At 72.4% G+C, this 12,111-nt stretch carries 12 protein-coding genes; 5 read left to right on the top strand and 7 right to left on the bottom strand.

Translation table 11 applies throughout. The features are described 5' to 3' along the window. The first annotated feature begins 693 nt into the window (after window positions 1-693). Window positions 694-1,899: a phosphoserine phosphatase SerB gene (gene serB / locus ACZ7LK_RS05785; protein WP_392276395.1), complete on the top strand. Its 1,206-nt coding sequence runs from the start codon at window positions 694-696 to the stop codon at window positions 1,897-1,899. A 91-nt stretch (window positions 1,900-1,990) separates the two neighbouring features. On the opposite strand, the gene ACZ7LK_RS05780 is transcribed toward serB, so the two are convergent. The 4 genes from ACZ7LK_RS05780 to ACZ7LK_RS05765 form a co-directional block, all read right to left on the bottom strand. Further along, entirely contained in the window at window positions 1,991-2,509 is a 519-nt protein-coding gene (locus ACZ7LK_RS05780; protein WP_392276394.1) for a SixA phosphatase family protein, read from the bottom strand. 124 nt (window positions 2,510-2,633) lie between these two features. Further along, window positions 2,634-2,858 carry a hypothetical protein gene (locus ACZ7LK_RS05775; protein ID WP_392276393.1) on the bottom strand — a complete coding sequence of 75 codons (225 nt, stop codon included), beginning with the start codon at window positions 2,856-2,858 and terminating at the stop codon, window positions 2,634-2,636. A gap of 177 nt (window positions 2,859-3,035) precedes the next feature. Continuing rightward, window positions 3,036-3,155, bottom strand: a complete 120-nt coding sequence (locus tag ACZ7LK_RS05770) for an SGM_5486 family transporter-associated protein (protein ID WP_392276392.1) — start codon at window positions 3,153-3,155, stop codon at window positions 3,036-3,038. Window positions 3,156-3,172: 17 nt separating this feature from the next. Further along, window positions 3,173-4,528, bottom strand: coding sequence for a CynX/NimT family MFS transporter (locus ACZ7LK_RS05765; RefSeq protein ID WP_469464612.1), 1,356 nt, complete (start codon window positions 4,526-4,528; stop codon window positions 3,173-3,175). A 159-nt stretch (window positions 4,529-4,687) separates the two neighbouring features. On the opposite strand from ACZ7LK_RS05765, the gene ACZ7LK_RS05760 reads away from it, so the two are divergent. Next, on the top strand, window positions 4,688-5,377 hold the full coding sequence (locus ACZ7LK_RS05760) for a FadR/GntR family transcriptional regulator (protein WP_471138572.1): 690 nt from the start codon (window positions 4,688-4,690) through the stop codon (window positions 5,375-5,377). A gap of 20 nt (window positions 5,378-5,397) precedes the next feature. Here the strand turns inward: ACZ7LK_RS05760 and ACZ7LK_RS05755 are convergent, their stop codons facing one another. From ACZ7LK_RS05755 to fabG, 3 genes are all read right to left on the bottom strand, one after another. Beyond that, window positions 5,398-5,913: a hypothetical protein gene (locus ACZ7LK_RS05755; protein ID WP_471138570.1), complete on the bottom strand. Its 516-nt coding sequence runs from the start codon at window positions 5,911-5,913 to the stop codon at window positions 5,398-5,400. 198 nt (window positions 5,914-6,111) lie between these two features. Continuing rightward, window positions 6,112-6,879 carry an enoyl-ACP reductase FabI gene (fabI, locus tag ACZ7LK_RS05750; protein WP_392276389.1) on the bottom strand — a complete coding sequence of 256 codons (768 nt, stop codon included), beginning with the start codon at window positions 6,877-6,879 and terminating at the stop codon, window positions 6,112-6,114. Window positions 6,880-6,884: 5 nt separating this feature from the next. Then, window positions 6,885-7,601 carry a 3-oxoacyl-[acyl-carrier-protein] reductase gene (gene fabG / locus ACZ7LK_RS05745; RefSeq protein ID WP_392276388.1) on the bottom strand — a complete coding sequence of 239 codons (717 nt, stop codon included), beginning with the start codon at window positions 7,599-7,601 and terminating at the stop codon, window positions 6,885-6,887. 207 nt (window positions 7,602-7,808) lie between these two features. On the opposite strand from fabG, the gene ACZ7LK_RS05740 reads away from it, so the two are divergent. From ACZ7LK_RS05740 to tyrS, 3 genes are all read left to right on the top strand, one after another. Then, window positions 7,809-9,332 (top strand): TldD/PmbA family protein, encoded by a 1,524-nt coding sequence (locus ACZ7LK_RS05740; protein ID WP_392276387.1) that lies wholly within the window; start codon window positions 7,809-7,811, stop codon window positions 9,330-9,332. Continuing rightward, window positions 9,329-10,720 carry a metallopeptidase TldD-related protein gene (locus ACZ7LK_RS05735; protein ID WP_392276386.1) on the top strand — a complete coding sequence of 464 codons (1,392 nt, stop codon included), beginning with the start codon at window positions 9,329-9,331 and terminating at the stop codon, window positions 10,718-10,720. The genes ACZ7LK_RS05740 and ACZ7LK_RS05735 overlap by 4 nt, the downstream gene beginning before the upstream one ends. Window positions 10,721-10,786: 66 nt before the next feature. After that, window positions 10,787-12,055, top strand: coding sequence for a tyrosine--tRNA ligase (gene tyrS / locus ACZ7LK_RS05730; protein ID WP_392276385.1), 1,269 nt, complete (start codon window positions 10,787-10,789; stop codon window positions 12,053-12,055). The last annotated feature ends 56 nt before the right edge of the window (window positions 12,056-12,111 follow it).

The following is a 12,111-nucleotide window of genomic DNA, read 5'->3' as shown; positions in this document are numbered from 1 at the left end:
ACATCGGGGGGAACTATTTCAGGCCCGGAGCCGGAATCGAAAGTCGGGCGGTGTGAAGACAGCGCGCAGGCGCCCCGGCGCTCTGCTCCTCCGTGCCGTTGACTGCGGAGAAATGCGTCCCGAGGGTGGCAAGAGCCCATGACTGCGTACGGATCATGCGTGAACGGGGCAACTCGGCACGGATGGCGAGTACTTCCGGGGTCCTGTGTACGGGGGCGGCGACGGTGGGGGTGTCCGGTGGGGTGGTGTGATCCTGGCCTCGGTCGCCGCCGCGGGCTGGGCGGTGGCGGCCATGGCGGGCGGCGCGGCGCTCGCACTGCGCCCGCTGGGCGCGGACACGGCGCCGACGGGGCCGTGGTGGTGCTCGGGACGGGTGGCTCGGTGACACCGGTCGCCGAGGTGTCGGGGGGCGGGGGTGGCGAGCGCGGTGACGGTGGGGGCGGCCGTCGGCGTGATGCCCGTGGGCGTGGGGGGGGCGGCCGGGGCTGTCGGAAGCGCCGGAGTGGCCAGAGCGGCCGGGGCCGGGAGCGCGGGAGCCGGGGTTCCCGGGCCGCCCGGGCCGGGAGCGCGGGAGCCTGGGTGGCCCGGCGGCTGACGCGGGGGGCGGGCCGGGGGCGCGGCGGGGCGGGTGGGTGTCCGGTGGTCGGGACGGGGCGCGCCCGACCGCGCGGGGGCCGATACGGTGGGAGGACCATGAGCGCATCGCAGACCTCTGACGTTCCCACTCTCCTCGTCAAGATCTTCGGGAAGGACCGCCCCGGGATCACCGCCGGGCTGTTCGACACCCTGGCCGCCTTCTCCGTCGACGTGGTCGACATCGAACAGGTGGTGACCCGTGGCCGCATCGTCCTGTGCGCGCTCGTCACGGAGCCGACCGCGAGCACCGAGGGGGAGCTGCGGGCCACCGTGCACAGCTGGGCCGACTCCCTGAAGCTCCAGGCGGAGATCATCTCCGGTACGGGTGACAACCGGCCGCGCGGCTCCGGACGCTCGCACGTCACCGTGCTGGGCCATCCGCTGACGGCCGAGAGCACGGCGGCCATAGCGGCCACGATCACCGGCACGGGCGGCAACATCGACCGCGTCTTCCGGCTGGCGAAGTACCCGGTGACGGCCGTGGAGTTCGCCGTGTCGGGTACGGAGACGAGCGCCTTGCGCACCGCGCTGGCACCCCAGGCGCACGAGATCGGCGTGGACGTGGCGGTGGTGTCGGCGGGCCTGCACCGCAGGGCGCAGCGGCTGGTCGTCATGGACGTGGACTCGACGCTGATCCAGGACGAGGTGATCGAGCTGTTCGCGGCGCACGCGGGCTGCGAGGAGCAGGTCGCCGAGGTGACGGCCCGGGCGATGCGCGGTGAGCTCGACTTCGAGCAGTCCCTGCACGCGCGCGTGGCGCTGCTCGAGGGGCTGGACGAGTCCGTGGTGGACAAGGTGCGGTCCGAGGTCCGGCTGACGTCGGGGGCGCGCACGCTGATCCGTACGCTGAAGCGGCTCGGCTACCAGGTCGGTGTGGTGTCGGGAGGGTTCACCCAGGTCACCGACGACCTGAAGGTCCGGCTGGGTCTGGACTTCGCGTCGGCCAACACGCTGGAGATCGTCGACGGCAAGCTGACCGGCCGGGTGACCGGCGAGATAGTCGACCGGGCCGGGAAGGCGCGACTGCTGCGCCGGTTCGCCGCCGAGGCCGGCGTACCGCTCGCGCAGACGGTCGCGATCGGTGACGGGGCCAACGACCTGGACATGCTGAACACGGCCGGCCTGGGCGTGGCCTTCAACGCCAAGCCGGTGGTGCGGGAGGCCGCCCACACCGCGGTCAACGTGCCCTTCCTGGACACGGTGCTGTACCTGCTGGGCATCACCCGGGAAGAGGTCGAGGCGGCGGACGCCGACCAGGACTAGCCCCGGGCCCGGGCCAGGATCCCGGGGTCGGTGAAGGGCCCGGACACCGCTCGGTGTCCGGGCCTCCGTCGTGTACGCGCGGAGGTACGGCCTAGTCGTGGGGCGCCCAGTAGCTCAGCAGCTTGCCCACGCCGTGCTCCACGGACTTCCAGGAGCCGCTGAAGCCGACGACGGCGAAGGCGGAGGCGGGGAAGGCGCCCTGGTTCATCCGGGCCAGGGTGTCCCCGTCGGCCGAGCCGGCGAGGGCGTCGGCGACGGCGTGCATCCCCGGGTTGTGCCCGATGACCACGAGGTCGTTCACGTCCTCCGGGGTCTCGTTGAGCAGCGCGATGATCTCCCCGGGTGAGGCTTCGTAGAGCCGCTCCTCGTAGACGGTCTTGGGGCGCTGTGGCAGCTCCTGGACCGCCAGCTTCCAGGTCTCGCGGGTCCTGACCGCGGTGGAGCACAGGGCCAGGTCGAAGGCGATTCCGGTCTCGGCGAGCCGGCGGCCGGCCACGGGGGCGTCCTTGCGGCCTCGCTCCGCGAGCGGCCGCTCGTGGTCGGACACCTGGGGCCAGTCGGCCTTCGCATGCCGGAGTAGCACGATCCTGCGGGGTGTATCGACGCTCATGCTCACCAGCTTCGCATGAAACACGCCGCCGGGCGCTGGGTGTTGACCAGCTCGCCCCTAGATCGTGTCCGCGAAGTCTCGCCTGGCACCGCGCCTCGCCGCGGCCTGATCGACAGGACACCGCCTAGCGCGCGAGCGTGTGCTGGATCTGCTCCAGGATCCGGGCGACCGCCGGGTCACCGCCCGCCGCGTGTGCCTCACCGCTCCCGGTGAGGAGCCCGAAGAGCACGGCGAAGGCGAGCACGGGGAGGGCGAGGGACCACCAGGGCAGCCGGGTGTCGGCGCCGCCGGAGGAGGCCCGGCCGACGGGGATGGCGGGCGTCCGCCGCTGCTGCGTACGGGCCGGCATGGCAGCCTCCGTGGGTCCGTGGTGCCGAGGTGGTGGTCGAAGTGGCTTCCACGTTACGGATCATGGGCTGTCGGGCCCATCCGGCAAGCCACCCACTCGACCCTGACCCTGGCCCCCTAGGGGATGGTGGGGCCAGCCCCACCCCCGCCCCGGCGGTGACCGGTCACCGGTCACCGGTCACGGAGAGGCGAGCGTGGCGATGATGCCGATGACCACACCGATCGCCAGCATCGCGCCGAGCACGAGCAGGAGCTTCTTCTGGCCGTTCGGGGGGTTCGGGTCGAGTACGGGCTGCATGGGCCCAGTCTCGCACCTCAGGCTTCGTCCTCGATCGTCCGGTCCCGTCCGGCGATGATCCCCACGGCCATCTGCGGCACCATCAGCCCCATCATCAGGGCCAGCGGGGTGCCCCAGCCGCCGCTGTGCTCGTAGAGGGCGCCGACCAGCGTGGGCCCGGGGATGGAGATCAGGTAGCCGACGCTCTGCGCGAAGGCCGAGAGGCGCACGACACCCCCGCCCGTCCGGGACCGCATGCCGATCATGGTGAGGGCGAGCGGGAAGGCGCAGTTGGAGACGCCGAGCAGCAGCGCCCAGGCCCACGCCCCCGCGGCCGGGGCGAAGTGGAGACCGGCGTACCCGCTCAGTCCGCACAGGCCGAGGACGACGACGATGGGGCCCTGGTTCTTCATGCGGGTGGCGAGCCGGGGGATGACGAAGGCGAGCGGCACGCCCATCACCATGGTCACCGCGAGCAGCACCCCGGCGGTGCCGGCGGACACCCCGGCGTCGCGGAAGATCTGGGGCATCCAGCCCATGGTGATGTAGGCGCCCGTGGCCTGGAGGCCGAAGAAACAGCCCAGCGCCCAGGCGGTGCGGCTGCGGGTGATGCGGAAGGCGGGTGCGGGTGCCTCCCGCCGGCCGGCTCCGGCCGGGCCCGTACCGGCGCGCTCCCCCGTGCCGGCCGGGGCGGCGTCGCCGCCGCGGTGGCGTACGAGCGGGAGCCAGGCCACCACGGCGAGGGCGCCGAGGACCGCCCACACGGCCAGCCCGGCGCGCCAGCTCCCGCCGAGCGCGTCCGTGACGGGCACGGTCGCGGCGGCGGCGAGCGAGGTGCCGAGGGCGAGGGCCATGGAGTACAGGCCCGTCATGGTGCCGACGCGGTCGGGGAAGTACCGCTTGACGATCACCGGCATCAGGACGTTGCTGACGGCGATGCCCATCAGGGCCAGGGCGCTGGCGGCCAGGAAGGCGGCGGTGCCGCCGGTGAAGGGGCGGATCACCAGGCCGGCCGTGATGGCGGCCATGCCGGCGAACACGACGGCTCCGGGGCCGAAGCGGCGCGCGAGGCGGGGGGCGGTGATGCCGAAGACGGCGAAGCAGAGCGGCGGTACGGAGGTGAGGACGCCGGCGACTCCGCCGCTCATGTGCAGTCCGGTGCGCACCTCTTCCAGGAGGGCGCCGAGGCTGGTGATGGCGGGGCGGAGGTTGAGGGCGGCGAGGACCAGCCCGACGACCAGGAACCGGGCCAGCCAGACCGTCCCCTGCTGCTGCGGGGCGGTCGCGGCGGGGGCGGTTCCGGCGCCGTCGGCAGGTGCCGCCGGGGCGTGGCTGTCCGTACGGGTGGGGGTCTGCGTCCGGCTCTGGGTCCGGGTCTGCGGCTCGTCGGGCATGACCCCATCATAGAATCATGGGATGATTGACTGTCCAATCCTCTGCCGGGCCTCATGAGACCCGGTCTCCTGAGGGTCCGGATGCGGTCCTTCTGAGAACCTGGGAAGGGCCCGCCCAGGCCCCCTGCCCGTCCCATCCCGCCGGAGCCAAGGAGCACCATGGCGCTCAGCTCTCCCCGCCGGTCCGCGCTGTCCGACCAGGTGATCGCCCAACTGCGGAACCAGATCACCTCGGGCGAGTGGCCGGTCGGCTCCCGGATCCCCACCGAGCCGGAGCTGGTCGAGCAGCTTGGCGTGGCCCGCAACACGGTCCGGGAGGCGGTGCGGGCACTGGCCCACAACGGCCTGCTGGACATCCGCCAGGGCTCCGGGACCTACGTCGTGGCGACCAGCGAGCTGGCCGGGGTGATGCACCGCCGGTTCGCAGCCGCCGACCCCCGGCACATCGCCGAGCTGCGCTCCACGCTGGAGTCGTCGGCCGCCCGGCTGGCGGCCGCGCGTCGCACCGACCGGGACATGCGGCAGCTCGACACCCTGCTGGCGCGGCGCGAGGAGGCGTGGGAGGCGGGTGACGCGGAGCTGTTCGTGGCGGCCGACGCGACGTTCCACCTGGCGGTGGTCGCCGCCTCGCACAACGACGTCATGTCCGAGCTGTACGCCGACCTGGGCCATCTGCTGCGGGACTGGCTGCGCGACGACGTGGGCCAGGACCTGCGGCCGGAGAACCACATGGACCACGCCCGGCTGGTGGAGGCGATCCGGGCCGGCGACGCCGACGCGGCGGCCTCTGAGGCGGCCGGCTACCCGTTCATGTGCCTCGGCGGTGATCGTTCACCGGCCGGTCGCTGATCCGGGCGTCGCCCGATCGTTCACCGGCCGGTCGCTGATCCGGGCGTCGCCCGATCGTTCACCGGCCGGTGGCTGATCCAGGCGTCACCGACCTCCTTCCAGCAGCGCTGGGTCAGCTCGGCGTACACCGTGGGGCCGACGTCCACGGGACGACTGTCGGAGTCGATGTCCCACCAGCGGGCGCACTCGACGTGCAACTGGACACGGTCCGTACCGGGATAGGGGTTGTGGCAGTACGCGGTGACGCGGGAGCCCTCGACCGACGTACGGCAGGAGGCGACGTACACCTCCTGCCCGGCCGCCTGGGCCTGGGCCCCGAGGGCGACGCCCGACAGCAGGGCCGCGGTGGCCGCCAGGGCGCCGACGCGGCGGCGCCCCGCCGGCGGAACGGTCCTCGCGGGCGGCCCGTCGCCGTCCGCCACCGGCGCCCCGGCCGTCCCGCGCCCTGTCAGGTGCCTCGCCGGGGGCCTCGCCGCCCGGGTCCTCACCGGGGCCCCCGCCACCCCGGTCTTCGTCACCACGGCTTCGCTCACCACGGTCACACCTCCTCCCCGTCTCCCCGAGCCACGGATCACGCCTGTCCGTTCCCGACCAGTTTGCCGGGTTTTCGGTGACTCTTCGACTCGAAGGCGCTTCGGAGCGTACGGACGTGCGAGAGAAGCCGTCCGTGGGGAAAAGCGAAGGCCGCGCACCGCTCCCCCGGAGCGGTGCGCGGCCTTCGGGCGCGGGAGGGCTCAGGCGCCCATGATGTGCACGCCGCCGTCGACGTGGACGATCTCGCCGGTGGTCTTGGGGAAGAAGTCCGACAGCAGCGCGACGACGCCGCGGCCGGCGGGCTCCGGGTCGGCCATGTCCCAGGCCAGCGGGGAGCGCTCGTCCCACACCTTCGCCAGCTCGCCGAAGCCCGGGATGGACTTGGCGGCCATGGAGCCGATCGGGCCCGCCGAGATCAGGTTGCAGCGCACGTTCTGCTTGCCGAGGTCACGGGCCAGGTAGCGGCTGGTGGCCTCCAGGGCGGCCTTGGCCGGGCCCATCCAGTCGTACTGCGGCCAGGCGAACTGCGCGTCGAAGGTCAGGCCCACGACCGAGCCGCCGTTCTGCATCAGCGGCAGGCAGGCCATGGTCAGCGACTTCAGCGAGAACGCCGAGACGTGCATCGCGGTGGCCACCGACTCGAACGGCGTGTTGAGGAAGTTGCCGCCGAGCGCGTCCTGCGGGGCGAAGCCGATGGAGTGGACGACGCCGTCGAGGCCGCCGAGCTCCTCGCGCACCACGTCCTCGACGCGGGCCAGGTGCTCGTCGTTGGTGACGTCCAGCTCGATGACCTTGGCGGGCTTGGGGAGCTTCCTGGCGATGCGCTCGGTCAGCGTGGGCCGGGGGAAGGCCGTCAGGATGACCTCGGCGCCCTGCTCCTGGGCCACCTTGGCGGTGTGGAAGGCGATGGAGGACTCCATCAGCACACCGGTGATCAGGACGCGCTTGCCCTCGAGAATTCCGCTCATGTGACTCAGTGACCCATGCCCAATCCGCCGTCAACGGGGATGACGGCTCCAGTGATGTACGAGGCGTCGTCGGACGCGAGGAACCGGACCGCGGCGGCGATCTCGTCGGGCTGCGCGTAGCGGCCGAGCGGCACCTGCGACACGATGTTCGCGCGCTGCTCGTCGGTCAGCACCTTGGTCATGTCGGTGTCGACGAAGCCGGGTGCGACGACGTTGAAGGTGATGTTGCGCGAGCCCAGCTCGCGGGCGAGGGAGCGGGCGAAGCCGACCAGTCCGGCCTTGGACGCGGCGTAGTTCGCCTGGCCCGCGGAGCCCAGCAGGCCGACCACGGAGGAGATCAGCACGACACGGCCCTTCTTGGCGCGCAGCATGCCACGGTTGGCACGCTTGACGACGCGGAAGGTGCCGGTGAGGTTGGTGTCGAGGACGGCAGTGAAGTCCTCCTCCGACATCCGCATCAGCAACTGGTCCTTGGTGACGCCGGCGTTGGCCACCAGCACCTCCACGGGACCGTGCTTCTCCTCGATCTCCTTGTAGGCCTGCTCCACCTGCTCGGCGTCGGTGATGTCGCACCGGACGGCCAGGAAGCCCTCCTCGGCGAGCTCTGCCGGGTCGCCGGAGCGGTACGTGATCGCGACCTTGTCGCCGGAGTCGGCGAAAGCGCGGGCGATGGCGAGGCCGATGCCCCGGTTACCTCCGGTGACGAGAACCGAGCGGCTCAACGGATCACCCTTTCCGTAGCGGTGTGGTACCCCGGAAACCTATCGGTCCCGCCCCCGCTACGGAGAATCGACCCCTGACAGTGGCGCAGGGGCGTCACTGTCGGGTCCCTACAGAAAGCGGCCGGGGGCCCTACGCAAAGTGCTGGGCAGGGAACCGTGCGGCGCGACATGATCAGGGCGACCGGTCGCATACGACAGGAGACATTCGTGCCTCATTCCATCGACGAAGCCTTCACGGCGCTGCCGCTGCGGGCGCTCGCCGACGCGGCGCTCGCGCGGGCCAGGGCGCTCGGCGCCGCGCACGCCGACTTCCGTTTCGAGCGGGTGCGCAGCGCCTCGTGGCGGCTGCGGGACGCCAAGCCCGCCGGTTCGTCGGACACTACCGACCTCGGCTACGCGGTGCGGGTCGTGCACGGCGGGGCCTGGGGGTTCGCCTCCGGGGTCGACCTGTCCATGGACGCGGCCGCCAGGGTGGCCTCCCAGGCGGTGGCCATGGCGAAGCTGTCGGCGCAGGTGATCGCGGCGGCGGGGTCGTCCGAGCACGTGGAGCTCGCGGACGAGCCGGTGCACGCGGACCGGACGTGGGTCTCGTCGTACGAGATCGACCCCTTCACCGTGCCGGACGCCGAGAAGAGCGGGCTGCTGGCGGAGTGGAGCGCCCGGCTGCTGCGGGCGGACGGGGTGGCGCACGTGGACGCCTCGCTGATGACCGTGCACGAGAACAAGTTCTACGCGGACACGGCGGGGACGGTGACCACGCAGCAGCGGGTGCGGCTGCACCCGCAGCTCACGGCGGTCGCGGTGGACGGGACGACGGGCGAGTTCGACTCGATGCGGACGATCGCGCCGCCGGTCGGGCGCGGCTGGGAGTACCTGACCGGCACCGGCTGGGACTGGGACGCCGAGCTGGAGGAGATCCCGGCACTGCTCGCCGAGAAGATGCGGGCGCCGAGCGTCGAGGCGGGAAGGTACGACCTGGTGGTCGACCCGTCGAACCTGTGGCTGACCATCCACGAGTCGATCGGGCACGCCACCGAGCTGGACCGGGCGCTGGGCTACGAGGCGGCGTACGCGGGGACGTCCTTCGCCACCTTCGACCAGCTCGGGAAGCTGGCATACGGCTCGCCGATCATGAACGTGACCGGTGACCGGACCGCCGAGCACGGGCTGGCGACCATCGGGTACGACGACGAGGGCGTCGAGGCGCAGAGCTGGGACCTGGTGAAGGACGGCACGCTGGTCGGCTACCAGCTCGACCGGCGGATCGCGAAGCTGACGGGGCTGGGCCGGTCCAACGGCTGCGCCTACGCGGACTCGCCGGGGCACGTGCCGGTGCAGCGCATGGCGAACGTGTCGCTTCAGCCGGATCCGGGCGGGCTGGCGACGGAGGACCTGATCGGCGGGGTCGAGCGCGGGATCTACGTGGTCGGCGACCGCTCGTGGTCGATCGACATGCAGCGGTACAACTTCCAGTTCACGGGCCAGCGGTTCTTCCGGATCGAGAACGGGCGGCTGGCCGGTCAGCTCCGCGACGTCGCGTACCAGGCGACGACGACGGACTTCTGGGGCTCGATGGAGAAGGTCGGCGGCCCCCAGACGTACGTCCTGGGCGGCGCCTTCAACTGCGGCAAGGCCCAGCCGGGCCAGGTCGCGGCGGTCTCGCACGGCTGCCCCTCGGCCCTGTTCCGGGGCGTGAACATTCTCAACACCGCGCAGGAGGGTGGCCGATGAGCCCCGTAGTGAAGCCGTACGAGATCGTCGAGCGGGCGCTGGAGCTGTCCCGCGCCGACGGGTGCGTCGTCATCGCGGACGAGCACTCGTCCGCCAACCTGCGGTGGGCCGGCAACGCGCTGACCACCAACGGCGTCACCCGGGGCCGGACGCTCACCGTGATCGCCACGGTCGACGGGGCGGAGGGCACCGCGTCCGGCGTGGTGTCCCGGTCGGCGGTCACCGCCGAGGAGCTGGAGCCGCTGGTACGGGCGGCCGAGGCCGCCGCGCGGGGCGCCGGGCCGGCCGAGGACGCCCAGCCGCTGGTGCCGGGCCGGGAGGCGTCGCCGGACTTCACGGACGCGCCCGCCGAGACCTCGTCGGCGGTGTTCGCCGACTTCGCGCCCGCCCTGGGCGAGGCGTTCGCCCGGGCCCGCGCGGGCGGCCGGGAACTGTACGGGTTCGCCAACCACGAGCTGACCTCGACGTACCTGGGCACCTCGACGGGGCTGCGGCTGCGGCACGACCAGCCGTCCGGGACGCTGGAACTCAACGCCAAGTCGCCGGACCGGACGCGCTCGGCGTGGACGGGGCACTCGACGCGGGACTTCAAGGACGTCGACCCGATCGCCCTGGACGCCGAGCTGGCGCGGCGCCTGGGCTGGGCGGAGCGCCGCGTGGAGCTGCCCGCGGGGCGGTACGAGACGCTGCTGCCGCCCACGGCCGTGGCGGACCTGCTGATCTACCAGCTCTGGTCGTCGGCCGCCCGGGACGCGGCGGAGGGCCGCACGGTGTTCGCCAAGCCGGGCGGCGGCACGCGGATCGGCGAGGCGCTGTCCCCGCTGCCGCTGACGCTGCGCAGCGACCCGAACGAGCCGGGCCTGGAGTCGGCGCCGTTCGTGATCGCGCACGCGTCGGGCGACGACTCGTCGGTGTTCGACAACGGGCTGCCGCTGTCACCGACCGACTGGGTGCGGGACGGCCGGCTGGAGCACCTCGTCACCACCCGGCACAGCGCGGGGCTCACCGGGCTGCCCGTCAGCCCGGCGGCCGGCAACCTCGTCCTGGACGGCGGGGGCGAGCGGTCGCTGGAGGAGATGGTCGCCTCCACCGGGCGCGGGCTGCTGCTGACCTGCCTTTGGTACATCCGCGAGGTGGACCCGGCGACGCTGCTGCTGACCGGGCTGACCCGGGACGGCGTGTACCTGGTGGAGAACGGCGAGGTCGTCGGCGAGGTGAACAACTTCCGCTTCAACGAGTCGCCGGTGGACCTGCTGTCGCGGGCCACGGAGGCCGGCCGGACGGAGCGGACGCTGCCGCGCGAGTGGAGCGACTGGTTCACCCGGGCCGCGATGCCACCGGTGCGGGTGCCCGACTTCAACATGAGTTCGGTCAGCCAGGGCGTGTGACGCCCATAGACTGGCGGGGAACACCGCACCTGTTCGATCCCATTTCGCTCAAGGAGAGACGGCACCGTGACGGACATCGTCGACGAACTGCAGTGGCGGGGGCTGATCGCCCTTTCCACTGACGAGGACGCATTGCGCAAGGCGTTCGCGGACGGTCCCGTCACGTTCTATTGCGGCTTCGACCCGACGGCCCCCAGCCTGCACCTGGGCAATCTGGTCCAGATCCTCACCATGCGCCGGATCCAGCAGGCGGGCAACCGTCCGCTGGGCCTGGTGGGCGGGGCCACGGGCCTGATCGGCGACCCCAAGCCCAACGCGGAGCGCACGCTGAACGCGCCGGAGGTCGTCGCGGGCTGGGTGGAGCGCCTGCGGGCGCAGATCGAGCGGTTCCTCGACTTCGAGGGACCGTACGCCGCGACCATGGTGAACAACCTGGACTGGACGTCGGGGCTGTCGGCGATCGACTTCCTGCGGGACGTCGGCAAGTACTTCCGCGTCAACAAGATGATCGCGAAGGAGGCGGTCGCCCGGCGGCTGAACTCGGACGCGGGCATCAGCTACACCGAGTTCAGCTACCAGATCCTCCAGGGCATGGACTTCCTGGAGCTGTACCGGCGCCACGGCTGCGTCCTGCAGACCGGCGGCAGCGACCAGTGGGGCAACCTCACCGCGGGCACCGACCTGATCCACCGGGTCGAGCCGGACGCGGCGGTGCACGCCCTGGCGACGCCGCTGATCACGAAGGCGGACGGCACCAAGTTCGGCAAGACCGAGTCGGGCACCGTCTGGCTGGACGCCGAGCGGACCACGCCGTACGCGTTCTACCAGTTCTGGCTGAACGCGGACGACCGGGACGTGTCGAAGTTCCTGCGGATCTTCAGCTTCAAGTCCCGCGAGGAGATCGAGGAGCTGGAGAAGCTCACCGAGGAGCGGCCGCAGGCGCGTGCCGCCCAGCGTGCGCTCGCCGAGGAGCTGACGACGCTGGTGCACGGCGCCGAGCAGTGCGCCGCGGTCGTCGCCGCCTCGAAGGCACTGTTCGGTCAGGGTGACCTGGCGGAGCTGGACGAGGCGACGCTCGCCGCGGCGCTCGCGGAGCTGCCGCACGCCAGGGTCCCCGCGCCCGGCCCGGTGGTGGACCTGTTCGCCGAGGTCGGCCTGGCGCCGAGCAAGTCGGCGGCCCGCCGCACGGTCAAGGAGGGCGGCGCGTACGTGAACAACGTCAAGGTGACCGCCGAGGACGCGGAGGTGTCCGCGGACGAGCTGCTGCACGGGCGCTGGCTGGTGCTGCGGCGCGGCAAGAAGAACCTCGCGGCGATCGAGGTCGCGGCCGGCTGAGCGGTCGCGGTCGGCCGTAGGGCCGTCGTCGGCCGGCGGTCGCCGGTCGGTCGTGA

The sequence above is a fragment of the Streptomyces sp. NPDC039423 genome, from assembly GCF_055598725.1.
The sequence above is the reverse complement of the archived record's forward strand: the minus strand, read 5'-3'. Positions and strand labels throughout refer to the sequence as shown.

Excerpts from the sequence above, each read along its gene's own strand:
- serB (WP_392276395.1), top strand. The coding sequence starts at position 694 with ATGAGCGCATCGCAGACCTCTGACGTTCCCACTCTCCTCGTCAAGATC.
- ACZ7LK_RS05780 (WP_392276394.1), bottom strand. The coding sequence starts at position 2,509 with ATGAGCGTCGATACACCCCGCAGGATCGTGCTACTCCGGCATGCGAAG.
- ACZ7LK_RS05775 (WP_392276393.1), bottom strand. The coding sequence starts at position 2,858 with ATGCCGGCCCGTACGCAGCAGCGGCGGACGCCCGCCATCCCCGTCGGC.
- ACZ7LK_RS05770 (WP_392276392.1), bottom strand. The coding sequence starts at position 3,155 with ATGCAGCCCGTACTCGACCCGAACCCCCCGAACGGCCAGAAGAAGCTC.
- ACZ7LK_RS05765 (WP_469464612.1), bottom strand. The coding sequence starts at position 4,528 with ATGCCCGACGAGCCGCAGACCCGGACCCAGAGCCGGACGCAGACCCCC.
- ACZ7LK_RS05760 (WP_471138572.1), top strand. The coding sequence starts at position 4,688 with ATGGCGCTCAGCTCTCCCCGCCGGTCCGCGCTGTCCGACCAGGTGATC.
- fabI (WP_392276389.1), bottom strand. The coding sequence starts at position 6,879 with ATGAGCGGAATTCTCGAGGGCAAGCGCGTCCTGATCACCGGTGTGCTG.
- ACZ7LK_RS05735 (WP_392276386.1), top strand. The coding sequence starts at position 9,329 with ATGAGCCCCGTAGTGAAGCCGTACGAGATCGTCGAGCGGGCGCTGGAG.